This window comes from Streptomyces sp. NPDC001868 (assembly GCF_040297125.1).
Classification (GTDB): Bacteria; Actinomycetota; Actinomycetes; order Streptomycetales; family Streptomycetaceae; genus Streptomyces.
This window is the reverse complement of the sequence record NZ_JBEOYO010000066.1, coordinates 25364-49535: the sequence shown is the minus strand read 5'-3', so window position 1 is coordinate 49535 and position 24172 is coordinate 25364. Positions and strand designations below refer to the sequence as shown.

Here is a 24172-nt window from a genome sequence, read left to right as displayed (position 1 = left end):
GTCCCCCGCCCGCCCCAAAAGGGGCGCGGGGAACTGCGCGAGAAGCCCCACCCACCCGCGCGTTGGGGGTCGAAGGGGCGCAGCCCCTTGAGGATGGGACGGGTAGGGGCGGCGGGGGCGAAATATCCCTACTCCACGCCGATCAGCAGCAACGCCCCCTGTCGCCCGCCCTGATACACCACCGTGTCCACCGCCAGGTGCCCCTCACGCACCCTCGTCTCCACATGGTCCACGACCCCGACGGGAGCTTCGTCGCCCAGGACCAGGGTGACCATCTCGCCGCCGGCGGCGAGCATCCGGTCGACGACGGCGGCGGCCGTGAGCGTGATGTCGGAGCCGATGACGGCGACGTCGCCGTCGATGAGGCCGAGGACGTCACCGGCCTGGCAGATGCCGGCCATAGTCCAGGACTGGCGCTCGGCGACGACGACCTCGGCGTAGCGGGTGGCGCCGGCGGCGGAGGTCATGGAGACGACGTCCTCGTCGAAGCGCCGGTCGGGCTCGTGGACGGCGAGGGCGGCGATGCCCTGGACGGCCGAGCGGGTGGGGATGAGGGCGACCCGGACGCCCTCGGCGCGGGCCTGCTCGGCCGCGGCGGCGGCCGTGTGGCGGAGGTCCGCGTCGTTGGGCAGCAGCACCACCTCGCGCGCGTGGGCCCGCCGTACGGCCTCCACCAGCTCCCCGCTGGCGGGCGGCTCCCCGGGCCGGGCCAGGACCGTGGTCGCGCCGGCCTCGGCGTACAGCCCGGCCAGCCCCTCCCCCGGTACGACGGCCACGACGGCCCGCTGGGCGCGCTCGCGCGGCTGCCGCCCGGCGTCACCGGTCACATGGGCGTCCTCGGCCCCGAAGTGCGTGATCCGGATCCGGTACGGCCGCCCGGCCTCGACGCCGGCCTCCACGGCGGCCCCGGCGTCGTCGACGTGCACATGGACGTTCCACAGGCCGTCCCCGCCGACCACCACGAGCGAGTCGCCGAGCCCGTCCAGCCGTCGCCGCAGGCGGGCCACGGCCGCGTCCTCCGCCTCCAGGAGGTAGATCACCTCGAAGGCGGGCCCGCCGGACTCCGGCCGGTCGTCCCCGTCGCACCCGTCCACCACGGCTTCGGCGACGGCCACGCGCGCGTGCGCGCCCGGAACGGCCACCGCCCTCGGCGCCTCCCCCGTGAACGTCTCCACCAGCGCCGCCAGCACCGCCACCAGGCCCCGTCCGCCCGCGTCCACGACGCCGGCGCGTGCCAGGGCGGCCAGTTGGGCGGGGGTCGCCGCCAGAGCCGTACCGGCGCCCTCGTAGGCGGCGCGGGCGACCGTGCCGCAGTCGCCCTCGGCGCCGCCGGCCGCGTCGGCGGCGGCGGAGGCGACCGTGAGGACGGTGCCCTCGACGGGGTGGGCGACGGCGTCGCGAGCGGAGTCGGCGGCGTGCCGGAGGGCGAGCCGCAGCCCCTGCCCGTCGGTATGGGCGGCGTGACCGTCGTCGGCGAGGACCTGGGCCATGCCCCGCAGGAGCTGGGCGAGGATCGTCCCGGAGTTCCCCCGGGCCCCGATCAGCGCGCCGTGCGCCATCGCGCGCGCGGCCTCCGCGAGCGTGGGCCTGCCCTCGCTCGCGGCCGGGCCGCCCGTCTCGTGGCCCGCGAACACCGCCTCCACGGCCGCCACCGCCGACTCCATCGTCAGATAGAGGTTCGTGCCGGTGTCGCCGTCGGCCACCGGGTACACGTTGATGGCGTCGATCTCCTCGCGCGCGCGTCCCAGCGCCGCCAGCGCGAGCCCGCACCAGGTGCGCACCGCGAGAGCATCGAAGAATGTCTGCGGCACCTGCGGCACCTGCGCCTCCTTGAGCTGCTTGCTGCTGCTGGACGTGGGGCCAGAGGGGACGCCGCACGTCGCACGCAGCGTAGACCCGTGGCGGTGACCGCCGGTAAGGGGGCCGGGACGAGGTCCGGACCAGCCATGGTAGTTTCGTTGTACGGACGCAGTCGTTGTATGCTGCTCCGGTTGTCCGATTCGGATCGCTGATCCAAAGAGGACTCTCCCCCTGGCACCGCCACTCAGATCCCAGTCCTTGGGATCGTGATTCCGGCATGCCGGGATCAACCGTAAGTGCATCTGAAGTCTTTGGAGTGACCCGTGGCTGCCAACTGCGACGTCTGCGGCAAGGGGCCGGGCTTCGGCAACAACATCTCGCACTCGCACCGCCGTACGTCCCGTCGCTGGAACCCGAACATCCAGCGCGTCCGTACCGTGGTCAGTGGGACGCCGAAGCGCGTGAACGCCTGCACCTCGTGCATCAAGGCCGGCAAGGTCTCGCGCTGACGCTCAGCCAGCGCGCGGCCACTGCTGGTTCGCTGCTCAGAGCCGGTCCACCGTAAGGTGGGCCGGCTTTTTGCCGTGCCCGCCCGACCCCGGCGGCCCCGAACTCGTCCCCGAGGTGCGCGCGCTGCTCGCCGCGCACCCGTACGAGAGCCGGATCCGGGACCGTATGCACCGGCTGCCGGCCTCCCGCCCGATGGCGGCCTTGTTTGTTCAAGCGGCTCACCGAGACGGCGGGGACGGACATCAAGCTGCCGGAGTACCCCGGGTGAGGGCCCAGCCGTGGTCCACGGGCCCGATCCCGGCGCCGAGCGCGAACCCGGCGGCGATCGCCCCGGTCACGTACTCCTTGGCCGCCGCCACCGCCTCCGGCACGGTCCGCCCGCGCGCGAGCTGCGACGCGATCGCGGAGGCGAGGGTGCAGCCCGTGCCGTGCGTGTGCCGGTTGTCATAGCGGGGGGCCCGCAGCCAGTGCTCCTCGGAGCCGTCGGTCAGCAGATCGACCGCGTCCCCGGAGAGATGCCCGCCCTTGATCAGCGCCCAGCGCGGCCCGTACGCCAGCACGGCCTCGGCCGCCTCGCGCATCCCGGCCTCCGACTCGACCCGTACACCGGTGAGTTGGGCGACCTCGTCGAGGTTCGGGGTCGCGACGGTGGCCGTCGGCAGCAGTCGCGTCCGTACGGAGTCCAGGGCGGAGGCGGCGAGGAGGGGGTCGCCGTGCTTGGAGACGCCGACCGGGTCGACGACGACGGGCGCGTCGGTGGCGGCGAGCAACTCGGCGACGGTCTCGACGAGTTCGGCGGAGGAGAGCATGCCGGTCTTGACCGCCTGGACGCCGATGTCGTCGACGACACTGCGGTACTGGGCGCGTACGGCCTCGACCGGAAGCTCCCAAGCGCCCTGCACACCGAGGGAGTTCTGCGCGGTGACGGCCGTGACGACGCTCATGCCGTGCACCCCGAGCGCGAGCATCGTCTTCAGGTCGGCCTGGACACCGGCCCCGCCACCGGAGTCGGAGCCCGCGACGGTCAGGACCCTGGGAGGACCGGGCAGGCTCATGACTCGATGTCCCCGAAGTGGTCCCAGCCGCCCTTGCTGGTCCAGGGCGCCCCGTCCACGGTCACCTGGGGCAGCGCCGACGGGTTGAGGACCTCGCCGATCACCTTCCAGCGCGCGGGCAGCTTCACGTCCGGCGGGAAGGTCGCCACGATCGCGTGGTCCTCGCCGCCGGTCAGCACCCACTGGATGGGGTCGACGCCGACGGCCTGCCCGATGTCGTGCATCTGGGTGGGGATGTCGATCGCGCCGGAGCGGATGTCGATCCGGCACTTGCTCGCCTCCGCGATGTGCCCCAGGTCCGCGATCAGCCCGTCGCTCACATCGCACATCGCGGTCGCGCCGAGGGAGGCGGCGGCCGGGCCCGCGTGGTACGGCGGCTCGGGGCGCCGGTGGGCCTCCACGAAGGCGCGGGGCGAGCGGAAACCACGGGAGAGCACCGCGTGCCCGGCGGCGGACCAGCCGAGCCAGCCGGTGACGGCCACGACATCGCCGGGCTGGGCGCCGCCCCTGGTCACGGGCTCGTGGTTGCGCAGATCACCGAGCGCGGTGATCGAGATCATGATGGTGTCGCCGCGGACGACGTCACCGCCCACCACGGCCGCGCCGGCGACCTGGCACTCGTCGCGCAGGCCGTCCATCAGTTCGGTGGCCCAGGTCACCGGGAGTTCGACGGGCGCGACCAGCCCGAGGAGCAGCGCGGTGGGCACGGCACCCATGGCGGCGATGTCCGCGAGGTTCTGCGCGGCGGCCTTGCGTCCGACGTCGTACGCCGTGGACCAGTCGCGCCGGAAGTGCCGCCCCTCCAGGAGGATGTCGGTGCTCGCCACGACCCTGCGGTCCGGCGCCGCCACCACGGCGGCGTCGTCGCCGGGGCCGACGCGGACCGCCGGGGTGGTGGTGAGCCGGGAGGTGAGCTCCCTGATGAGCCCGAACTCCCCCAGCTCTCCCACGGTGCCCTTCATCGTCGTATCGCCCCTTCTTGTGCCGCTTCCAGTGTCACAGGCGCCCGGTCGCGGGCCGTTCTCGTCCTCGGTACGGTCGAGTGGACCGTCAACTTCCGTCGTTCCCGCACCCCGGTCCGTGCGGCGCGGCCTCCACGGGTCTCCCCCTGGTGCTCGGCGACGCGATACCGTGGCGTTCCTTTTCCCGACATGATCCACATGATCCTCGTGGCCGCCCTGGAGGTTCCGTGGTACAGGCGTACATCCTGATCCAGACCGAGGTCGGCAAGGCGTCGACCGTCGCCGACACGATCAGCAAGCTCCCCGGTGTCATCCAGGCCGAGGACGTGACGGGTCCGTACGACGTCATCGTGCGCGCCCAGGCCGACACCGTCGACGACCTCGGCCGGCTGGTGGTCGCGAAGGTCCAGCAAGTGGACGGGATCACCCGCACCCTGACCTGCCCGGTCGTGCACCTGTAGCCCCCGTCTACCCTTGGCCGGTGAACTCGTACCGTCACCGGCGCCCCACTCGCCTCGGGCTGCCCGTCCTGGCCGCGTCGTTGATCGCCGTCGCGGGCTGCTCCTCAGCAGACGACGGCGGCTCGGCGGCGGTTCCCAGCGCGGGGGCTGCCGCCGTGAAACTGTGCCGGAACCTGGACGAGGTGTTGCCGCGCGAGGTGGACGGTCTCGGCCGCCAGGATCCGCAGCCGGCGTCCGCGCTGACGGCGGGCTGGGGTGACGCGGTGATCATACTGCGCTGTGGTGTGCCCCAGCCGCCCAAGATGGTCGACCCCGGGGTGGCCGAAGGGCGGGACGACGATGCGGTGGCCGGGGCCGTGGACGGGGTGGACTGGCTGATGGAGAAGCGGGACGGCGGCGCCTACCGCTTCACCACCGCCAATCGCTCCGCGTATGTGGAGGTGACGGTGGCGGCGGAGCGGGCCGCCGAGGACACCTCGCCGATCCTGGTGGGGCTGGCGCCCGCGATCAAGAAGGCGGTTCCTGAGGGAGTGGCCTCCTGAGGGGGTGCCTCGGGAGGCCGTCGAGAGGCTGCGGGCCGGTTGTGGCTGGTCGCGCAGTTCCCCGCGCCCTCGAAGAAAGGCGGCTCCGCCCCCTTCTTCGGGCGTGCCTCAGCGCAGGCCCGTCGGCCTGTGCAGTGCCGCCTGGATCAGGCGGTCCACCAGCTCCTGGTACTCCACCCCGCTCGCCTTCCACATCGCCGGGTACATCGAGATCGGGGTGAAGCCGGGGAGCGTGTTGATCTCGTTGATGACGAAGTCGCCGTCCTCCGTGAGGAAGAAGTCCGCGCGGACCAGGCCCTCGCAGGACGCCGCGTCGAAGGCGTCGACGGCGAGCCGCTGGACCTCGGCCGTCTCCTCCGGGGTCAGCGGGGCCGGGACGATGCCGGGGGTCGAGTCGATGTACTTGGCGTCGAAGTCGTAGTAGGCGTGGGCCTCCGGCGGCGGGATCTCGGCGGGGACGGAGGCGCGGGGGCCGTCCTCGAACTCCAGGACGCCGCATTCGATCTCCCGGCCGCGCAGGGCCGCCTCGACGAGGATCTTCGGGTCGTGTCGCTGGGCCTCGGCGATCGCCTCGTCGAGACCGGCGAGGTCGTCGACCTTGGTGATGCCGATGGAGGAGCCCGCACGGGCCGGCTTCACGAAGAGGGGCCAGCCGTGGTCACCGGCGAAGTCGATGATCTTCTTGCGGGCGGCGGACTCGTCGAGCTGCCACTCGCGCGGCCGGATCACCACGTACGGGCCGACCTTGAGCCCGAAGGAGGTGAACACCCGCTTCATGTACTCCTTGTCCTGCCCGACGGCCGAGGCGAGGACGCCCGAGCCGACGTACGGGACACCCGACAGCTCCAGCATGCCCTGGAGGGTGCCGTCCTCGCCGTACGGGCCGTGCAGGACGGGGAAGACGACGTCGACCTCGCCGAGCGCCTTGGGCACCGAACCGGGTTCGCTGTAGACGACTTCGCGGTTGGCGGGGTCGACGGGGAGCACCACGCCGCCCTCCCGCGACTCGGCGAGTTCCTCGACGCTCGGCGTACGGCGGTCGGTGATCGCCATGCGCTCCGGTTCGTCGGCGGTGAGGAACCAGCGGCCTTCCCTGCTGATGCCGATCGGCAGGACGTCGTACTTCGTCCGGTCGATGGCCCGCAGGACGGCGCCTGCCGTGACCACGGAGATCCCGTGTTCCGAGCTGCGGCCGCCGAAGACGACGGCCACGCGCGGCTTGCGGGACGGCTGCTCAGGGCTCTGGGGAAGGTTCTCGGTGCTCATATCGGGTTGAGAGTACCCGTTGGTAGTGCGCCAGTCAGTGCCCGAACGGTCGCTTTCGCTCAGCGTCGCTCCGGCTTGGCGCTGCGCGACATCATCTCCTTGAGCGCGACCACGGGCGGCTTGCCTTCGTGGACGATGTCGACGACCGTCTCCGTGATGGGCATGTCGACACCGTGCCGACGCCCCAAGTCCAGTACGGACTCACAGGACTTGACGCCCTCGGCGGTCTGCTTGGTGACCGCGATGGTCTCCTGGAGGGTCATGCCCTTGCCGAGGTTGGTGCCGAAGGTGTGGTTGCGGGAGAGCGGCGAGGAACAGGTCGCCACCAGGTCGCCGAGGCCCGCGAGTCCGGAGAAGGTGAGCGGGTCGGCGCCCATCGCGAGGCCGAGGCGGGTCGTCTCGGCGAGCCCGCGCGTGATGAGCGAACCCTTGGCGTTGTCGCCGAGGCCCATGCCGTCCGCGATGCCGACGGCGAGACCGATGACGTTCTTCACCGCGCCGCCCAGCTCGCAGCCGACGACGTCGGTGTTGGTGTAGGGGCGGAAGTACGGCGTGTGGCAGGCGGCCTGGAGCCGCTGGGCGACGGCCTCGTCGGTACAGGCGACCACCGAGGCGGCCGGCATCCGGGAGGCGATCTCCCGCGCCAGGTTGGGCCCGGTGACGACGGCGATACGGTCCTGCCCGACCTTGGCGACGTCCTCGATGACCTCGCTCATCCGCATGGCGGAACCGAGTTCGACGCCTTTCATGAGGGAGACGAGGACGGTGTCGGGGGCCAGCAGGCCCGTCCAGTCGGCGAGGTTGGCGCGCAGCGTCTGGGAGGGGACGGCGAGGACGGTGAAGTCGGCGTCGGCGGCGGCCTCGGCGGCGTCGGCGGTGGCCCGCAGGTTCTCCGGGAGTTCCACCCCGGGCAGGTAGTCCGGGTTGGTCCGGGTGGAGTTGACCGCGTCCGCGAGGTCCGGACGCCGCCCCCACAGAACGGTGTCGCAGCCCGCGTCGGCGAGCACCATGCCGAAGGCCGTGCCCCACGAACCGGTGCCGAACACTGCCGCCTTGACCGGCTTGCTCACTTGCCCTGCCCCTCTTCCTGACGTTGCTGTTCCCGCAGTGCTCCATTGTGCTGCTCGGGCCGCCGGTGCTCGACCGCCCGGGCGGTCCTGCGCCGCTGCTCGATCCGCTCCCGCTTCGGGTCGTACGGCGTCGCGGGCGCCTTCTCGCCGCGGATCAGCTCCAGCTGGTGGGTGACGGCGGCCATGATGACCTCCGTCGCGTCCTTCAGCAGGTCGGGGCTCATCTCCCGGCCGTAGAAGCGCGAGAGGTCCACGGGCGGGCCGGCGAGCACATGGTGGGTCTTGCGCGGAAGGAGGTTGGGCTTCTTGGCGTACGGCGGCAGCAGTTCGTTGGCGCCCCACTGCGCGACCGGGATCACCGGGCACCGGGTCTGGAGGGCGACCCGCGCGGCGCCGGTCTTGCCGGTCATGGGCCAGCCGTCCGGGTCGCGGGTGAGGGTGCCCTCGGGGTAGAAGGCGACGCACTCGCCGCGCTCCACGGCGTCGATCGCGGCCCGGAAGGCGCTCAGCGCGTCGGTGCTCTCGCGATAGACGGGGATCTGTCCGGTGCCGCGCATCACGGCGCCGATGAATCCCTTGCCGAAGAGACCGCTCTTCGCGAGAAATCGCGGAACCCGGCCGCTGTTGTACTGATAATGGGCGTACGCAAAGGGATCGACATGCGAATTGTGGTTCACGGCGGTGATAAATCCACCCTCGGCCGGAATGTTCTCCATTCCGCGCCAGTCCCGCTTGATCAGCACCACCAGTGGTGGTTTGGCGATCACCGCGGCGAGGCGGTACCAGAAGCCGATTCTCCGGCGGCGCACGCGGACACCTTCCTCTAGGACTTCCCAGGGCCTGTTCCGGGGCCCGGAGCCGCACAAGTGTCGCCCCGGGCCGCCGGTCTGTCGAGAACACCGTACGCCCCGCCCTGCGGCCGTCCATTGCGCCCAGGTGACAATGGCGACGACAAGAGAGGGACGGAACATCCGTGCAGTGGACCCTGGTCGTACCCCTGAAGCCCCTGGCGCGGGCCAAGAGCAGGCTCTCGGACACCGCCACCGACGCGGTGCGCCCCGGCCTGGCCCTCGCCTTCGCCCAGGACACCGTGGCCGCGGCCCTGGCCGCCACGGCGGTGCGCGATGTGGTGGTGGTCACGGACGACCCCCTCGCCGCGCGCGAGCTGGCGGCCCTGGGCGCCCGCACCGTCCCGGAGGATCCCCGCGCCGACGCCCGGGACGGCCTGAACGCCGCTCTGCGCCACGGAACGGCCGTCGCACGCGATATACGCCCGCAAAGCCCCGTGGCGGCCCTGAACGCCGATCTGCCCGCCCTGCGCCCCGTGGAATTGACCCGCGTCCTGAACGCGGCCGAGGAATTCCCCCGCTCCTTCCTCCCGGACGCCGCCGGCACCGGCACCACCCTGCTCGCCGCGATCCCCGGCCACGACCTCTCCCCCGTCTTCGGCCCCGACTCCCGACTGCGCCACCGCCGCTCCGGCGCCGTGGAACTCTCCCCCGCCGCCGTCGACTCCGTACGCCAGGACGTCGACACCGGCGACGACCTCCGCGCCGCCCTCGGCCTGGGCGTCGGCCCCCGTACGGCCGCCGCGGCCGCGCGCCTGCTGATCCCCGGCCAGTAGGCTGCGCCCATGCAGGCCACCGCGTACACCTACGACGCCGCCACCCGCACCGGCCAGGTCCTCCTGGACGACGGCACCCCGCTCCCCTTCGACGCCCCGGCCTTCGACGCGGGCGCCCTGCGCCTCCTCCGCCCGGGCCAGCGGGTCAGAATCGAAACGGAGGGCGAGGGCAAGGCCCTGCGCATCACCCTGATCACCTTGCAGACGTTCTGATCTCCTTGCGGCACTTCCAAAGAAGCGCTCACCAGGGCCGCGCCCCAAAGGGGCGCGGGGAACTGCGCGACCAGCCACCCACAGCCCGCACCCGCCCACGAACAAGTCCCCCACGGCGAGCAGGCACCCAAAATCCACCGAGAACACGCCGCGGGCCGGGCTCCAAGTAACAGGAGCCCGGCCCGGCGCGTGTGAGTACCAGGCGCCCTACGCCTGACGAGCGGCAGTCTTCTTCGCGGTCGTCTTGCGAGCCGTCGACTTCTTGGCCGGCGCCTTCTTCGCGGTGGCCTTCTTGGCCGGCGCCTTCTTCGCCGCGGTCTTCTTCGCCGCCGCCGTGGTCTTCTTGGCGGTCGTCTTCTTCGCCGCCGCCGTCTTGGTGGTGGCCTTCTTCGCGGTCGTCTTCTTCGCCGTGGTCTTCTTCGCGGCGGCCGTCGTCTTCTTGGCGGCGGCCGTGGTCTTGCGGGCGGTCACCTTCTTGGCGGTGGTCTTCTTCGCCGCGGCCTTCTTGACCGTCGCCGAAGCCCCACCGCTCAGGCTGCCCTTGGGCGCCTTCTTGACCGCGACCTCGCCACCACGGGGAAGCTTCTTCGAGCCGCTCACCAGGTCCTTGAACCCCTGGCCCGCGCGGAAACGCGGCACGGAGGTCTTCTTGACCCGAACCCGCTCACCCGTCTGCGGGTTGCGGGCGTAACGGGCCGGACGGTCGACCTTCTCGAAGGAACCGAAGCCGGTGACCGACACCCGGTCCCCGCCGACGACCGCGCGGACGATGGCGTCCAGAACGGCGTCGACCGCGTCGGCGGCCTGCTGACGCCCGCCGACCTTGTCCGCAATCGCTTCTACGAGCTGCGCCTTGTTCACGTCTTCCCCTTCGGAGACATCGCCAGAACGAAAGTGTTCAAGCTTTTTCGCACGTTAGGCAGATATATACCGCAAATCAAACACGAAACGGGCTTATCACCCTTGTGCCGCAACGAACTCGGCAGTCATGGAGTTCCTTCAGCGTTCCTCTACGGGCATTCGCCCTTCGTCGAGGTCCGTCATGAAGCTCTCCAGACGCCTTGCCGCGTCGGCGAGATCGTGCTTGGCCACGGCCGTAATGACCAGCAGCTTCCGGGTCAGCGCCATGCGTACGCCCTCCGGGACTTGCAGTGCGCGCACTCTTGCGTGCGCTTCCTTGAGTTGGCCCGCGACCGCCGTATAGAGCTCGAGTTGGCCGTCGTGTTCCATGCACAGATTGTGCCATCTGGGGCGAGTTGTCGCCTGCGCAGGGGGCAACTGCCGTCTCCCGGGGGCCTTGGGAGCACCCCCGGACCATGCCGCACCATGATGCGCGTACCCCGGCAATCACCTTTGCAACTAGGGGAGTTGAAACCTTTCTGCACATGACTTCGAAGGTCTCCGAACCCGAACATGCCGGTACCCCCAACCGTGCACGATTGGGGGTACCTGGGGGTGTCGCGGTGGCTGGAATCCGCCTTGCGCGGGCCGCTCCGGAGGCCGGCCCGCGCCCTTGGGTCAGATCGTCAGCGTCCTCGGCTTGTGCGAGGGGCGCTTGGCCTCGTAGGCGGAGATGTCGGCCTCGTTCTGGAGGGTGATGGAGATGTCGTCCAGCCCGTTCAGCAGCCGCCAGCGGGAGTTCTCGTCCAGCTCGAAGGAGGCGGTGATGCCCTCGGCGCGCACCTCGCGGGCCTCCAGGTCGACCGTGATCTCGGCCTCGGGGTCCTTCTCGGTGAGCTCCTGCAGCGCGTCCACGATCTTCTGGTCCAGAACGACCGTGAGCAGGCCGTTCTTGAGCGAGTTGCCGCGGAAGATGTCGGCGAAGCGGGAGGAGATGACGGCCTTGAAGCCGTAGTTCTGCAGCGCCCACACGGCGTGCTCACGGGAGGAGCCGGTGCCGAAGTCGGGGCCGGCGACCAGGACGGTGGCACCCTTGCGCTCGGGACGGTTGAGGATGAAGTTCTCGTCCTTGCGCCAGGCCTCGAACAGTCCGTCCTCGAAGCCGTCCCTGGTCACCTTCTTGAGCCAGTGGGCGGGGATGATCTGGTCGGTGTCGACGTTGCTGCGGCGCAGCGGGACGCCCCGGCCGGTGTGCGTGGTGAATGCTTCCATGGCTGTTCAGACTCCAGCGGGCGCGGGGGTGTCGACATCGGTCAGGTCGGCGGGGGACGCCAGGTGGCCCAGGACGGCCGTCGCGGCGGCGACCTGCGGCGAGACCAGGTGGGTGCGGCCGCCCTTGCCCTGCCTGCCCTCGAAGTTGCGGTTGGAGGTGGACGCGGAGCGCTCACCGGGAGCCAGCTGGTCGGGGTTCATGCCCAGACACATCGAGCAGCCCGCGTGCCGCCACTCGGCGCCGGCCTCCTTGAAGACGATGTCCAGACCCTCGGAGACGGCCTGCAGACCGACCCGCGCGGAGCCGGGGACGACCAGCATCCGTACGCCGTCGGCGACTTTGCGGCCCTTGATCAGCTCGGCGGCGGCGCGCAGGTCCTCGATGCGGCCGTTGGTGCACGAACCTACGAAGACGGTGTCCACGTTGATGGACTTCAGTGGCTGGCCGGCCTCCAACCCCATGTACTCCAGGGCCTTTTCGGCGGCGAGGCGCTCCGAAGCGTCCTCGTACGAAGCCGGGTCGGGGACGGACGCCGAAAGCGGCGCGCCCTGGCCGGGGTTGGTGCCCCAGGTGACGAACGGTGCCAGGGTGGTGCCGTCGATGATCACCTCGGCGTCGAACTCGGCGTCCTCGTCCGTCCGCAGCGTCTTCCAGTACGCGACGGCCGCGTCCCAGTCCTCGCCCTCGGGGGCGTGCGGGCGGCCCTTGAGGTACTCGAAGGTGGTCTCGTCGGGGGCGATCATGCCCGCGCGGGCACCGGCCTCGATCGACATGTTGCAGATGGTCATGCGGGCCTCCATCGAGAGCTTCTCGATGGCGGGGCCCCGGTACTCCAGGACATAGCCCTGGCCGCCGCCCGTACCGATCCTGGCGATGATCGCCAGGATCAGGTCCTTGGCGGTGACTCCGTCGGCCAGCTCGCCCTCGACGGTGATGGCCATGGTCTTCGGACGGACCAGCGGCAGCGTCTGGGTGGCCAGCACATGCTCCACCTGGGAGGTGCCGATACCGAACGCCAGACCGCCGAAGGCGCCGTGCGTGGAGGTGTGGGAGTCGCCACAGACGACGGTCATACCGGGCTGGGTCAGACCCAGCTGCGGGCCGACGACGTGCACGACACCCTGCTCGACGTCGCCCAGCGGGTGCAGGCGCACCCCGAACTCGGCGGCGTTGGCGCGCAGCGTCTCCAGCTGGACGCGGGAGACCGGGTCCGCGATGGGCTTGTCGATGTCGAGGGTGGGGGTGTTGTGGTCCTCGGTCGCGATGGTCAGGTCGAGCCGGCGAACCTTCCGCCCGCTCTTGCGGAGACCGTCGAAGGCCTGGGGGCTGGTCACCTCGTGCAGCAGGTGCAGATCGATGAAGAGGAGGTCGGGCTCGCCCTCGGCGCGCCGGACGACATGGTCGTCCCAGACCTTCTCCGCGAGTGTCCTACCCATCGCTTTCCCTCCGGCCGGCTTGTCCGAGCGCCGGCCCAACTAGAGATATCGGAGGTGGCGGGCGCACGTACCCCTCGTATGAGCGCCGGCCGCCGGGCTCGTTGGTCCGCGAGCCGTTCGTTGTTCTGCTTCCAGAGTGGCAAGGTCCACGCGAAATTGAACTTGCGTTTCACAGAGTGAGACGCGAGTATCGTTGCATGGACAACAGTAGCGGCGTCGGCGTTCTGGACAAGGCGGCCCTGGTCCTGAGCGCTCTGGAGTCCGGTCCGGCCACCCTCGCGGGTCTGGTCGGCGCCACGGGACTCGCACGACCCACGGCCCACCGCCTGGCCGTGGCTCTGGAACACCACCGCATGGTGGCACGCGACATGCAGGGCCGTTTCATCCTCGGCCCCCGGCTGGCCGAGCTGGCCGCGGCCGCCGGCGAGGACCGCCTCCTCGCCACCGCGGGCCCGGTGCTCACGCACCTCCGCGACATCACGGGCGAGAGCGCGCAGCTCTATCGCCGTCAGGGCGACATGCGTATCTGTGTCGCCGCGGCCGAGCGGCTGTCCGGACTCCGGGACACGGTCCCGGTCGGTTCGACGCTCACGATGAAAGCGGGCTCCTCGGCCCAGATCCTCATGGCCTGGGAGGAGCCCGAGCGGCTGCACCGCGGTCTCCAGGGCGCCCGCTTCACGGCCACCGCCCTCTCGGGCGTACGGCGCCGGGGCTGGGCCCAGTCGATCGGCGAGCGCGAGCCGGGCGTCGCCTCGGTCTCCGCCCCGGTGCGTGGCCCGTCGAACCGCGTGGTGGCCGCCGTCTCCGTCTCCGGCCCCATCGAGCGCCTGACCCGCCACCCCGGCCGTATGCACGCCCAGGCGGTCATCGACGCCGCGGGCCGCCTGTCCGAGGCCCTGCGCCGCACCAGCTGACCCTCACACCCCCGCCCCACCACGAAAAAGGCCTGCCTCAACGCCGCGGCAGGCCTTTTCTCATGGCACGGAGACGGGGGCGCCTCCGATCTCGGGGGCGCCCCCGATCTTTCAGGGGCGCGGGGAACCGCGCGAGCAACCACACTCGACCAGCAGCCGCCAGACCACAGCTCCCCACGGCGACTAGGCACTCACCCCACTCACCCCCCGCCGGTGGGCGAACCGCTCCTTCGCCGACTTCCCCCGCTTCTCCAGCGGCAACACCCCCGTGGCCGCCGCGAGACCGAACGCGGGCATGTCGGCGTAGATCGACTCGTACGCCCCCTCCGGCACCACGTACGTCTCGTGCCAGAGCCCCACATGCTGCCGCCCCTTCCCCTTCCGCTCCTTGCGGTTGAGCGCCGCCCAGGCCACCCGATGGAACGCGTCGGGCGCGTGCGCGTACGCGTACAGCTTCTCCTTGGACTCCCAGTACTGGACGACGTAATACGTCCGCGGTGAGGCCGTCAGCAGGACGGCGTTCAGCAGCCCCCGCCCCGGGTCCTCGCGCAGTTCCCGCAGCATCCGGGGCATCGCCGTGAGCACGGGCCCCCAGTGGTGCACGGCCCAGAAGTGGTTGATCCGTACACCGATGAGCAGGACCACCACCTCGCCCTCGGCGGCGGCGGTGGTACGGCCCGCGTTGATCCGCTTTCCGAACATGAGCTCTCCCCGTTGTTGGTGAGCGGCACTATCCGAACTCCCGTGCTTGGATAGTGACACTTCCCAAGGAGAGGCGCAAGAGAGATGCGGCTGGCGGAGCTGAGTGAGCGCAGCGGGGTGTCCACGGCGACGATCAAGTACTACCTGCGTGAAGGGCTGTTGGCGCCGGGCCGCCAGATCAACGCGACGACGGCGGAGTACGACGAGGAGCATCTGCGCCGGCTGCGACTGGTGCGGGCGTTGATCCAGGTGGGCAAGGTGCCGGTGGCGAACGCCCGGGAGGTGCTGAGGCACGCGGACGACGAGTCGCTGGGCCGTACGATCCGGCTCGGCGCGGCCCTGTGGGCGCTGCCCCAGGCTCCCGACCCGGACGAGGAGGACCCGGCCACGGCCGCCGCGACGGCGGAGGTGGACCGGCTGCTGCGGAGGCTGGGCTGGGACGCGGCGAGGGAGATCGGTTCTCTCTCCCCCGTGCATCGTTCGCTGGTGGCGCTGGTGGCCACGCTGCTGCGGCTCGGTTATCCGTGCGACGCCGAACTCATGGCCCCGTACGCCGAGTTGATGCACCAGGCAGCCGTGCGGGACCTGGATCACATCGAGACCTATGAGTCCGACACGGAGAGGGTCGAGCAGGCGCTCTCGGCTGCGGTGCTCTTCGAGCCGGTGCTGCGCTCGCTGCACCGGCTGGCCCAGGAGGAGGAGTCGGCGCGGCGGTACGGCATCGAGTAGACCGAGCGGCCGGAGCGCATGATGAAGGCCCCCCACCGAAGTGGAGGGCCTTCATGGAACGTACCCCCGACCGGATTCGAACCGGCGCTACCGCCTTGAGAGGGCGGCGTGCTAGGCCGCTACACAACGGGGGCCCTAGCGATCCTGCGTTTCCGCAGGTCGGAGCTGGTCTACCTGGACTCGAACCAAGAATGACGGTACCAGAAACCGTAGTGTTGCCAATTACACCATAGACCAATAAGGTTTAGACCTTTTCGTACCCCCGACCGGATTCGAACCGGCGCTACCGCCTTGAGAGGGCGGCGTGCTAGGCCGCTACACAACGGGGGCCCTAGCGATCCTGCGTCGAGATGAGGGGGAGCTACCCGAACTCTCCTCGCGGGAAGGATCTGTACCCCCGACCGGATTCGAACCGGCGCTACTGCCTTGAGAGGGCAGCGTGCTAGGCCGCTACACAACGGGGGCTTTGCGGATCTGATCTCCGCTCGCGCAGACGCACTGTTTGATCAACGCATCTGCGAGCTGGCCTACCTGGACTCGAACCAAGACTAACTGAACCAGAATCAGTCGTGCTGCCAATTACACCATAGGCCACTGGAACGCAAGCCCCTGAGGGGATCTTGTTCTAGCTTGCCCCGTCGGTTCCGGCCTTTCGGCCCGCTCCCCGGCGGCGCAGAAAGAACATTACCCGAAGGTGGACGGCGCTCCAAAACGGGTATCCGAGCCGAGGATCGCGGGGAGTTCGGCGAGGGTGGCGATGCGGTGGGGCCCGACGGGCGGGTCGACGGTCGCGTAGACGCCGCCGCGGTCGATCCAGACCGACAGCAGACCGGCGTCGGCGGCGCCCCGGCCGTCGATCTCCGGATGGTCGCCGACGTACACGACCTCGTGCGGCGGCAGCTCCAGGGCCTCGCAGGCCACATGGAACGCCTCGGCGGCCGGTTTGTGGACGCCCAGCTGCTCGGCGCACAGCACCGTCTCGAAGCGGTCCCACACCCCGAGGGCGCGCAGCTTGCGCTCCTGGACGGGGAGGCTGGAGTTGGAGAGCACCGCGTGCCGGTGGCTGGCGGCGAGCGCGTCCAGGACGGGCAGGACGTCCGGGAAGAGCGACCAGGCCCGCTCGTAGTGAGCGACGTAACGCTCGAACCAGGCGTCCGCCTCCGCGTCACTCAGGGGCTGACCATGGAAGTCCCGCACCCGGTCGCGGCGCGTGGCCTCCCAGTCCCCCTCGCCCGCCGCGTACCGCCGCCAGTGCACGCTGGTCAGTTCGCGCCAGCGGTCGAGGGCCTCTTCGACGGAGTCGTATCCCAGCAGCAGGCCCTCGGCGGCGAGGTGGTCCCGCATTCCGGCCCGGTCGGCCGCGGTGTAGTCGAAAAGGGTGTCGTCGACGTCCCAGAGCACGGCCTTGATGTTCATGATCCGACGGTAGCCCGAGGCCGGCCGTCCTGTCCGGAGGATGAGTTGTCCTGTCCGCAGGACGGCACCGGAGGACGACGAAGGGGCGGCGCCCGGAACTTCGGGTGCCGCCCCTGTCGTACGGGCGTTACGCGGTCAGCTTCGCCAGGGCCGCGTCGATCCTCGTCAGGGTCTTCTCCTTGCCCAGGATCTCCAGGGACTCGAAGAGGGGCAGGCCGACCGTGCGGCCGGTGACGGCCACGCGGACGGGGGCCTGGGCCTTGCCGAGCTTGAGGCCGTGGGCCTCGCCGGCGGCCAGGACGGCCTCCTTCAGGGACTCGGCCGAGGTCCAGTCGGCCGCCTCCAGCTTCTCCTTCGCCGTGCGCAGGAGCGCGTCGGAGCCCTCCTTCATGGCCTTCGTCCAGGAGGCCTCGTCCGCGACCGGCTCCGGCAGGAACAGGAAGTCGACGTTGTCCGTGATCTCCGAGAGGACCTTGAGGCGGGTCTGCGCGTGCGGGGCGATGGCCTCCCACTTCGCCACGTCGAAGTCCTCCGGCGCCCAGGGGGCGAACGGGGCCTTCAGCCACGGGGCGCAGCGCTCGGTGAAGTCCTTCACATCCAGCAGCCGGATGTGGTCGGCGTTGATCGCCTCGGCCTTCTTCAGGTCGAAGCGGGCCGGGTTGGGGTTCACGTCGGCGACGTCGAAGGCGGCGACCATCTCCTCGATCGTGAAGATGTCCTGGTCGGCGGAGAGGGACCAGCCCAGCAGCGAGAGGTAGTTGAGCAGGCCCTCGGGGAGGAAGCCGCGCTCCCGGTAGAGGTTGAGCGACGACTCCGGGTCGCGCTTGGAGAGCTTCTTGTTGCCCTCGCCCATCACGTACGGCAGATGGCCGAAGGAGGGGATCTCCTTGGCGATGCCCAGCTCGATCAGCGCCTTGTAGAGGGCGATCTGGCGGGGCGTGGAGGAGAGCAGGTCCTCGCCGCGCAGAACGTGGGTGATCTCCATCAGGGCGTCGTCGACGGGGTTGACGAGCGTGTAGAGCGGGGCGCCGTTGGCGCGGACGATGCCGTAGTCCGGCACGTTCTCCGGGGTGAAGGTCAGCTCGCCGCGGACCAGGTCCGTGAAGGTGATCGTCTCGTCGGGCATCCGGAAGCGGACGATCGGCTCGCGGCCCTCGGCCTCGTACTGGGCCTTCTGCTCGGGCGTGACCTCGCGGCACTTGCCGTCGTACCCGGAGGGCCTTCCGGCGGCGCGGGCGGCGTCGCGGCGCTCCTCCAGCTCGGAGGCGGTGCAGTAGCAGGAGTAGGCGTGGCCGGCGTCCTTGAGCTTCTCGGCCACCTCCTTGTACGTCTCCATGCGCTGCGACTGGCGGTACGGCGCGTGCGGGCCGCCGATCTCGGGGCCCTCGTCCCAGGTGAAGCCCAGCCAGCGCAGGGAGTCCAGGAGCTGCCCGTAGGACTCCTCGGAGTCGCGGGCCGCGTCGGTGTCCTCGATGCGGAAGACGAACGTGCCGCCGGCGTGGCGGGCGAACGCCCAGTTGAACAGGGCCGTGCGGACCAGGCCCACATGGGGGTTGCCGGTCGGGGACGGACAGAAACGTACGCGGACGGAGCCGTTAGCCACGCTTGATCACCTTGTTGGTGAGAGTGCCGATGCCTTCGATGGTGACGGCGACCTCGTCGCCGACGTTGAGGGGGCCGACCCCTGCCGGGGTGCCCGTGAGGATCACGTCGCCGGGGAGCAGCGTCATGGCCTCGGTGATGTTGACGATCAGGTCCTCGATGGAGTGGACCATTTCGCTCGTCCGGCCCAGCTGGCGTTGCGCGCCGTTGACGGTGAGCTGGATCGTCAGGTCGCTCGGGTCGAGGTCGGTCTCCACCCAGGGGCCCAGCGGGCAGGCGGTGTCGAAGCCCTTGGCCCGGGCCCACTGCTTCTCGCGCTTCTGGACGTCACGGGCGGTGACGTCGTTGGCGCAGGTGTAGCCGAAGATCACGTCCTTGACGCGTTCGCGCGGGACCTCGCGGCACATACGGCCGATGACGACGGCCAGTTCGGCCTCGTGGTGGAGGTCCTCGGAGAAGGACGGGTACTGGATCTCGTCGCCGGAGCCGATCACCGAGGTGGCCGGCTTGAAGAAGGCGAACGGGGCGTCGGGGACCTCGTTGCCCAGTTCTCGCGCGTGTTCGGCGTAGTTGCGGCCGAAGGCCACGACCTTGTTGGGGAGCACCGGCGGCAGCAGCCTGACCTTGTTGAGCGGGACCTTCGTACCGGAGAGCTCGTGGTCCGCGAACGGAATGCCCTTGATGATGTCGAGGACGAGCTCGTCCGGCTTGTCGCCCTCGACCGCGCCGAAGGCTACGTTCCCGTCGATGGAGAACCTGGCGATGCGCACGGGATGCTTGCGCCCCTTAACTGAGCTGGCTGGAGTCTGACGGTCCAGGCTAACGCGGGGCGGGGGGCCCGCCTCGCGCATTTGTCGCGGAACGCGGGCTGCCGCGGCGCGGAGCGCGGTCGCGGAAGGGCGCCCGGCTCGTGCCGGGCGCCCTTTCGCGGAGTCCTCACAGAAATCCGCCGACTCTTCACAGGAACCGGCTTGAGCAGCCGCCCGATTCCGCGCGTACTTGAGCGTGCAACTACTCGGTCGTCACTCCGCCGACTGGGCCGGGACCGTCATCAGGACCGTCCGGCGGGGGTTGGCGGTCACGGAGGGGAGGTCGACGGAGTGCTCCTGTTCCGGCGTGCGCAGGTCCTCGGCGTCGGCGAGGTGGGCCAGCGTCGTACGCCGGGGGTTGGCTATCGTGCGGAACATCGTCGTCGTCTTCACTGTTGTCCTGGACCTCGTCGTGTACGGGCGCCGGGCGGGCCGCAAGGGCCGTCCCACAAGCGCGGGTTGTCGGATTCGCCATCCCTGTAAAGCGTCAGGCTAAACATCCGATTCCCGGGTCAAGACGTGAAGAAGGCATGATCGGCGTGTGAGTTTGCTCACTCAGTCATGGGTAAAACGGGCAATCCAGGCCATCAGCGCGCCCCCACGAAACGGACATCAGTTACCTGAAGCCCCCATTCCGCTCCTGATCATGGCGACTGGGACACCCCCTTCACCCCCCTGGATCGCACGGGTATGTCCGTAATAAGGGGAAACACCTTCCACACCTGGTGACGCGGCCCTCACATGCTGTCACTGTGAACAGACCGTTACCCATTGGCCTTGTTGGAGATCCGGCACTGTGCTGGAATTCCACGGACCGCCGCAGGATCGTGCCGGCGCGCAGAGGCGCAGAACAACAGCGCCTGGCGGCGGTGGTGAGGGGGAGCCAGCGCCGGTCACTCACGACCACTCCATGGGGACGTATTCAGGGCGCCCCCGAAGACGCCGACACCGCCTCGCCGTTCACACGGTGGGGCGCCTGGTCCAGAGGTTGCGACGCTAGTGCAGGGACGTTTCAAGAGGGATGGCAGCGCTTCGGCGGAGCCGGAGCCACACAACGGAGCCGGCAACGGTTCCTCCCCCCAGCACGCCCAGAACCCGGGTCCGGCGGAGATCGGCGACGGCGGGGAGCGCTCCAAGCGCCCCGGCGCGTCACTTGCTCCCACGCCGTCCGGGAAGCCCAAGGGCGGCACCAACACCGGCGCCGGAGGCGCCGGCTCTCGAATAGCCCTGCGCAACTGGCGCATCTCGACCCGTCTGGTCTCGCTGCTCGCGCTCCCCGTGGTGGCGGCGACCTCGCTCGGTGCCCTGCGCATCGGCGACAACGTGGACGACATCCAGCAGCTCGACAACATGCGGCTGCTCACCGACATGACCAAGCAGGCGACCGAGCTCGCCACCGCGCTGCAGAACGAGCGCGACGAGTCCGCCGGCCCCCTCGCGCACGGTGTGAACGCCAGCGACTACACGGTCAAGGGCGTCCGCGACAAGACGGACCAGGCCCGCGTCCAGTTCACCGACGCGACCCAGGCCGCCGAGACCGCGGACACCACGGCGAAGATGCCCGGTGTCCGCGACAGCCTCGTCCGGGTCGTGCGCGAGCTCTACAACCTCAGCAGCATCCGCAAGAACGCCTACGCGGACCCCGAGAACTCCACGCAGACGGTCGAGGCCTACCACCGGCTGATCGACCAGCTGCTGGACCTGTCCACGGACATGGCCGAGGCCACCAGCAACCCGGACATGATCAAGCGGACCCGTGCCCTGGCGGCGTTCTCCTCCGCCAAGGAGTACGCCTCCGTCCAGCGCGCGGTCATCGCGGCGGCCCTCCCCGAGACCGACACCAAGGCCGGCGACCTCTCCGAGAACGACCGGCTGTACGCCAACTCGGCGCTGGCCAACGAGGAGTCCGACCGCAGCACCTTCTCGGACATCTACGGCACCGGCGCCGAGAACGTGACCAAGCCGATCGACGACGCGAGCCCCACCGTGGAGGCGTCCGACGTCTACGCGGACCGGGTGCTCGCCAGCGAGGGCGGTCTGGGCGGACAGGACAAGCGTTCGTACAAGGACTGGGTCGACGACTCCGGGGCCAAGATCGAGCGCATGAAGAAGATCGAGGGCTCGCTCCTCGAGGAGATGGAACAGACCGCCCGTAACCTCCGCGCGGACGCGGAGCAAGAGGCGATCATCTCCGGTGCGCTGATCCTGCTCGTCCTCGGTGTCTCCCTGGTCGGCGCGTTCGTCGTGGCCCGGTCCATGATCCGCTCGCTGCGCCGGCTCCAGGACACGGCCACCAAGGTCGCCCAGGACCGGCTGCCCGAGCTGGTCAAGCAGCTGTCGGAGTCGGACCCGCAGGACGTCGACACCTCCGTCGAGTCGGTCGGTGTGCACTCCCGGGACGAGATCGGCCAGGTGGCCGCGGCCTTCGACGACGTGCACCGTGAGGCCGTCCGCCTCGCCGCCGAGCAGGCCCTCCTGCGGGGCAACGTCAACGCGATGTTCACCAACCTCTCGCGTCGCTCCCAGGGCCTCATCCAGCGTCAGCTGTCGCTCATCTCCGAACTGGAGTCCCGCGAGGCCGACCCGGACCAGCTGTCCTCCCTCTTCAAGCTCGACCACCTCGCGACCCGCATGCGCCGTAACGGTGAGAACCTCCTCGTTCTCGCCGGTGAGGAGCCCGGCCGTCGCTGGACCCGTCCGGTCCCGCTGGTCGACGTGCTCCGCGCCGCCGCCTCCGAGGTGGAGCAGTACGAGCGCATCGAGCTCTCGTCGGTGCCGACGACCGAGGTCGCCGGCCGTGTGGTCAACGACCTCGTGCACCTGCTCGCCGAGCTGCTGGAGAACGCCACCTCGTTCTCCTCCCCGCAGACCAAGGTCAAGGTCACCGGTCACGCGCTGCCCGACGGCCGCGTCCTGATCGAGATCCACGACACCGGCATCGGCCTCTCCCCCGAGGACCTCGCCGCGATCAACGAGCGGCTCGCGTCGCCGCCCACCGTGGACGTGTCGGTCTCCCGCCGCATGGGTCTGTTCGTGGTCGGCCGGCTGTCGCAGCGCCACGGCATCCGTATCCAGCTGCGCCCCTCCGACTCGGGTGGCACGACCGCGCTGGTCATGCTTCCCGTGGACGTGGCGCAGGGCAACAAGAAGCCCACCCCGGGCAAGCCCGGCCAGGGCGCCCCCTCGACCGGTGGTCCGGCCGCCGCACAGGCCGCGGCCGGTGCCGCCGCCGCGCGCCGCCAGGCCGGCAACCAGTCGGGCCCGCCGAACGGCGGCCCCTCCGCCGGTGGCGGTCTGCTCGGTGCCCCGCCGCAGCGTGGGCAGGTCGGCGCGGGCCAGGGTCCGCGGGCCGCGCTGCCCGGCAACCCCAGTGGTCCGGGCGGGCTCGGCAACCCCGGTGGTCCGCGTGGGCCGCAGGGCGGTCCGCCGGCGCCCCCGCAGGGCGGCCGGCCTCCGGCCGGTGCCGGTGCCGGTGGGTTCGGCGGCGGCGGTGCGTTCGGCGGCGGTCAGGCGCCCGGTGCCCCGCAGGGCCTGCAGGCCGCCGGAACCGGTGGCCCGGGCGGCTTCGAGAGCTTCGACGACAGTGGACGCCAGGGCGGCTTCCCGGGCGGCGGCTCGGGCCTGCGCCCGGCCGGCGGTCCCGGTGACACCGGTGCGGGCAGGCCGGGCGGGACCGACGGCGGTCCCGGTGCCGTGCCTCCGAAGCAGGGCAAGGAACGTTCCGGCAGGCGTCGTCCGCAGCTGCCCGGCCGCGGTGGCCCGCGCGCCGAGCTGCCCGGTGGCAACTCCTCGTCGCGGACGCCGAGCTGGAGCGACGACAACGCGCAGCCGCCGGTGCCGCGCGCCTCGCTGGACGCCCCGCGCGGCCACGAGGAGCAGCCGGACGTCACCGCGCCGATGCCCCGCGTCGACCCCAACCGGGCTCCGGGCTCGCCCACGGACTTCCCGCACTCCCCGCAGGGCGACTACGACAGCCGGCACCCCGGCGCGGGCACCCCGCAGAACGGCACGGGGAACTACGTACGCTCCGACGTGTTCGGCGGGGCCGGTGCTCCGCCGGCGCCCACCGGTCCGTCCCGGGGCGCCCCGCAGAACCCGTCGTCCACCGGCCAGTTCTCCATGCCGGGCAACGACGGCTCCGGCACGGGCCAGTTCCCGGCTCCGGGCCGGCCGAACCCGCGGAACCCGCAGGACAACACCGGTCAGTTCGGGGCCCCGGGCCGACAGAGCCCGCAGGACACCGGCCAGTTCGGTGCGCCCGGCCGGCACAACGGCCAGGGCACCGGGCAGTTCGACGCACTGGGCCGGCCGAACTCCCAGGACACCGGGCAGTTCGAGCGGCCGCAGGTCAACGGCGAGAACTTCGCCGCGCCCCGGCCGCCGGTGCCGCCACAGCGTCCCCCGATGCCCCCGCAGCGCCCCGCGCGCCCGCAGGAGCCGGAGGCGCTGCCCCCGGCGACCGGTCCGATGGACGGCCGTACTCCGCTGTACGACACGCTGGAGACCAACTGGTTCCACGGTCAGGCCGGCGGCCAGGACGACCAGCAGCAGGGCAACGGTTCCGTGCCGCAGCAGTCGGCCGCCCCCACGCCCGCCCCCCAGACTCCGGCCGCTCCTCAGCGTCCGGCGACCCCCGCCGCGCCCGCTTCCCCCACCTGGCGCAGCACACCCAACGACGACCTGGTCCGCCAGGCCGAACGAGCCCGTCAGCCTTCGGCGGGCGGGGTCACCACCTCCGGCCTGCCGCGCCGGGTCCCGCGCGCGAACCTCGTGCCGGGCACGGCTCAGCAGCAACAGCACCAAACCGGTCCGCAGGTCTCGCGTTCGCCTGACGACGTACGCGGCCGGCTGACCAATCTCCGTCGGGGCATCGCTCAGGGTCGACAGGCCGGCAGCGGCCAGACCGGAAGCTTCCCGAGCCCCACTCACCAGCAGGAGCGTTAGTTGA

General features: G+C 70.8%; 23 protein-coding genes and 5 tRNA genes. 8 read left to right on the top strand and 20 right to left on the bottom strand.

Annotated elements, in window-relative coordinates; translation table 11 throughout:
* Window positions 1-128 precede the first annotated feature (128 nt).
* Entirely contained in the window at window positions 129-1820 is a 1692-nt protein-coding gene (locus ABT147_RS41480) for a DAK2 domain-containing protein (RefSeq protein ID WP_351416428.1), read from the bottom strand.
* 303 nt (window positions 1821-2123) lie between these two features.
* Between ABT147_RS41480 and rpmB the strand changes: the two genes are divergently transcribed.
* Entirely contained in the window at window positions 2124-2309 is a 186-nt protein-coding gene (rpmB, locus tag ABT147_RS41475; RefSeq protein WP_003973430.1) for a 50S ribosomal protein L28, read from the top strand.
* A gap of 243 nt (window positions 2310-2552) precedes the next feature.
* Here the strand turns inward: rpmB and thiD are convergent, their stop codons facing one another.
* Both thiD and ABT147_RS41465 read right to left on the bottom strand, forming a co-directional pair.
* Entirely contained in the window at window positions 2553-3365 is an 813-nt protein-coding gene (gene thiD, locus ABT147_RS41470) for a bifunctional hydroxymethylpyrimidine kinase/phosphomethylpyrimidine kinase (RefSeq protein WP_351416425.1), read from the bottom strand.
* Window positions 3362-4327, bottom strand: a complete 966-nt coding sequence (locus ABT147_RS41465) for a thiamine-phosphate kinase (RefSeq protein ID WP_351416423.1) — start codon at window positions 4325-4327, stop codon at window positions 3362-3364. Before ABT147_RS41465 ends, thiD begins: the two co-directional genes overlap by 4 nt.
* Window positions 4328-4554: 227 nt before the next feature.
* Here ABT147_RS41465 and ABT147_RS41460 point away from each other — a divergent pair, with 227 nt between their 5' ends.
* Window positions 4555-4788 carry an Lrp/AsnC family transcriptional regulator gene (locus ABT147_RS41460; RefSeq protein WP_033526900.1) on the top strand — a complete coding sequence of 78 codons (234 nt, stop codon included), beginning with the start codon at window positions 4555-4557 and terminating at the stop codon, window positions 4786-4788.
* A gap of 20 nt (window positions 4789-4808) precedes the next feature.
* Window positions 4809-5330 (top strand): DUF3515 family protein, encoded by a 522-nt coding sequence (locus ABT147_RS41455; RefSeq protein ID WP_351416421.1) that lies wholly within the window; start codon window positions 4809-4811, stop codon window positions 5328-5330.
* 108 nt (window positions 5331-5438) lie between these two features.
* On the opposite strand, the gene ABT147_RS41450 is transcribed toward ABT147_RS41455, so the two are convergent.
* From ABT147_RS41450 to ABT147_RS41440, 3 genes are read right to left on the bottom strand one after another with little or no spacing between them, the layout of a single operon-like run.
* On the bottom strand, window positions 5439-6596 hold the full coding sequence (locus tag ABT147_RS41450; RefSeq protein ID WP_351416419.1) for a D-alanine--D-alanine ligase family protein: 1158 nt from the start codon (window positions 6594-6596) through the stop codon (window positions 5439-5441).
* 59 nt (window positions 6597-6655) lie between these two features.
* Window positions 6656-7666: an NAD(P)H-dependent glycerol-3-phosphate dehydrogenase gene (locus ABT147_RS41445; RefSeq protein WP_351416416.1), complete on the bottom strand. Its 1011-nt coding sequence runs from the start codon at window positions 7664-7666 to the stop codon at window positions 6656-6658.
* Window positions 7663-8475 carry a lysophospholipid acyltransferase family protein gene (locus ABT147_RS41440; protein WP_351416414.1) on the bottom strand — a complete coding sequence of 271 codons (813 nt, stop codon included), beginning with the start codon at window positions 8473-8475 and terminating at the stop codon, window positions 7663-7665. Before ABT147_RS41440 ends, ABT147_RS41445 begins: the two co-directional genes overlap by 4 nt.
* Window positions 8476-8639: 164 nt before the next feature.
* Between ABT147_RS41440 and cofC the strand changes: the two genes are divergently transcribed.
* Window positions 8640-9290: a 2-phospho-L-lactate guanylyltransferase gene (gene cofC / locus ABT147_RS41435; protein WP_351416412.1), complete on the top strand. Its 651-nt coding sequence runs from the start codon at window positions 8640-8642 to the stop codon at window positions 9288-9290.
* Between the two features lie 9 nt (window positions 9291-9299).
* The gene (locus ABT147_RS41430; RefSeq protein ID WP_351416410.1) at window positions 9300-9503 is read left to right on the top strand and encodes a hypothetical protein; all 204 of its coding nucleotides are present in this window, start codon (window positions 9300-9302) and stop codon (window positions 9501-9503) included.
* Between the two features lie 207 nt (window positions 9504-9710).
* On the opposite strand, the gene ABT147_RS41425 is transcribed toward ABT147_RS41430, so the two are convergent.
* The 4 genes from ABT147_RS41425 to leuC form a co-directional block, all read right to left on the bottom strand.
* Window positions 9711-10364 carry an HU family DNA-binding protein gene (locus ABT147_RS41425; RefSeq protein ID WP_351416408.1) on the bottom strand — a complete coding sequence of 218 codons (654 nt, stop codon included), beginning with the start codon at window positions 10362-10364 and terminating at the stop codon, window positions 9711-9713.
* A 138-nt stretch (window positions 10365-10502) separates the two neighbouring features.
* Window positions 10503-10733 (bottom strand): SCO5555 family protein, encoded by a 231-nt coding sequence (locus ABT147_RS41420; RefSeq protein ID WP_351416405.1) that lies wholly within the window; start codon window positions 10731-10733, stop codon window positions 10503-10505.
* A gap of 288 nt (window positions 10734-11021) precedes the next feature.
* Window positions 11022-11615 (bottom strand): 3-isopropylmalate dehydratase small subunit, encoded by a 594-nt coding sequence (leuD, locus tag ABT147_RS41415; RefSeq protein ID WP_351416403.1) that lies wholly within the window; start codon window positions 11613-11615, stop codon window positions 11022-11024.
* 6 nt (window positions 11616-11621) lie between these two features.
* Window positions 11622-13052 (bottom strand): 3-isopropylmalate dehydratase large subunit, encoded by a 1431-nt coding sequence (leuC, locus tag ABT147_RS41410; protein ID WP_351416401.1) that lies wholly within the window; start codon window positions 13050-13052, stop codon window positions 11622-11624.
* A 197-nt stretch (window positions 13053-13249) separates the two neighbouring features.
* On the opposite strand from leuC, the gene ndgR reads away from it, so the two are divergent.
* Window positions 13250-13966 carry an IclR family transcriptional regulator NdgR gene (gene ndgR, locus ABT147_RS41405; protein WP_351416399.1) on the top strand — a complete coding sequence of 239 codons (717 nt, stop codon included), beginning with the start codon at window positions 13250-13252 and terminating at the stop codon, window positions 13964-13966.
* 183 nt (window positions 13967-14149) lie between these two features.
* Here ndgR and ABT147_RS41400 read toward each other — a convergent pair whose 3' ends face one another.
* Complete coding sequence (locus ABT147_RS41400) at window positions 14150-14668, bottom strand: DUF4188 domain-containing protein (RefSeq protein WP_351416397.1); 519 nt, start codon at window positions 14666-14668, stop codon at window positions 14150-14152.
* 84 nt (window positions 14669-14752) lie between these two features.
* On the opposite strand from ABT147_RS41400, the gene ABT147_RS41395 reads away from it, so the two are divergent.
* A complete protein-coding gene (locus ABT147_RS41395; RefSeq protein WP_351416394.1) occupies window positions 14753-15397 on the top strand; it encodes a MerR family transcriptional regulator in 645 nt (214 codons plus the stop codon).
* 61 nt (window positions 15398-15458) lie between these two features.
* Here the strand turns inward: ABT147_RS41395 and ABT147_RS41390 are convergent.
* From ABT147_RS41390 to ABT147_RS41350, 9 genes are all read right to left on the bottom strand, one after another.
* Window positions 15459-15531, bottom strand: a tRNA-Glu gene (locus tag ABT147_RS41390).
* Between the two features lie 31 nt (window positions 15532-15562).
* Window positions 15563-15634: transfer RNA gene (locus ABT147_RS41385), tRNA-Gln, on the bottom strand.
* Window positions 15635-15654: 20 nt separating this feature from the next.
* Window positions 15655-15727, bottom strand: a tRNA-Glu gene (locus tag ABT147_RS41380).
* A 62-nt stretch (window positions 15728-15789) separates the two neighbouring features.
* Window positions 15790-15862: transfer RNA gene (locus ABT147_RS41375), tRNA-Glu, on the bottom strand.
* A 57-nt stretch (window positions 15863-15919) separates the two neighbouring features.
* Window positions 15920-15991 (bottom strand) — tRNA-Gln (locus tag ABT147_RS41370).
* Window positions 15992-16081: 90 nt separating this feature from the next.
* On the bottom strand, window positions 16082-16813 hold the full coding sequence (locus tag ABT147_RS41365; protein ID WP_351416392.1) for an HAD family hydrolase: 732 nt from the start codon (window positions 16811-16813) through the stop codon (window positions 16082-16084).
* A 127-nt stretch (window positions 16814-16940) separates the two neighbouring features.
* Window positions 16941-18416 carry a glutamate--tRNA ligase gene (gene gltX / locus ABT147_RS41360; RefSeq protein WP_351416390.1) on the bottom strand — a complete coding sequence of 492 codons (1476 nt, stop codon included), beginning with the start codon at window positions 18414-18416 and terminating at the stop codon, window positions 16941-16943.
* On the bottom strand, window positions 18409-19185 hold the full coding sequence (locus ABT147_RS41355; RefSeq protein ID WP_351416387.1) for a fumarylacetoacetate hydrolase family protein: 777 nt from the start codon (window positions 19183-19185) through the stop codon (window positions 18409-18411). Before ABT147_RS41355 ends, gltX begins: the two co-directional genes overlap by 8 nt.
* Before the next feature lie 252 nt (window positions 19186-19437).
* A complete protein-coding gene (locus tag ABT147_RS41350) occupies window positions 19438-19617 on the bottom strand; it encodes a hypothetical protein (RefSeq protein WP_351416385.1) in 180 nt (59 codons plus the stop codon).
* A gap of 606 nt (window positions 19618-20223) precedes the next feature.
* On the opposite strand from ABT147_RS41350, the gene ABT147_RS41345 reads away from it, so the two are divergent.
* Complete coding sequence (locus ABT147_RS41345) at window positions 20224-24168, top strand: sensor histidine kinase (RefSeq protein WP_351416382.1); 3945 nt, start codon at window positions 20224-20226, stop codon at window positions 24166-24168.
* The last annotated feature ends 4 nt before the right edge of the window (window positions 24169-24172 follow it).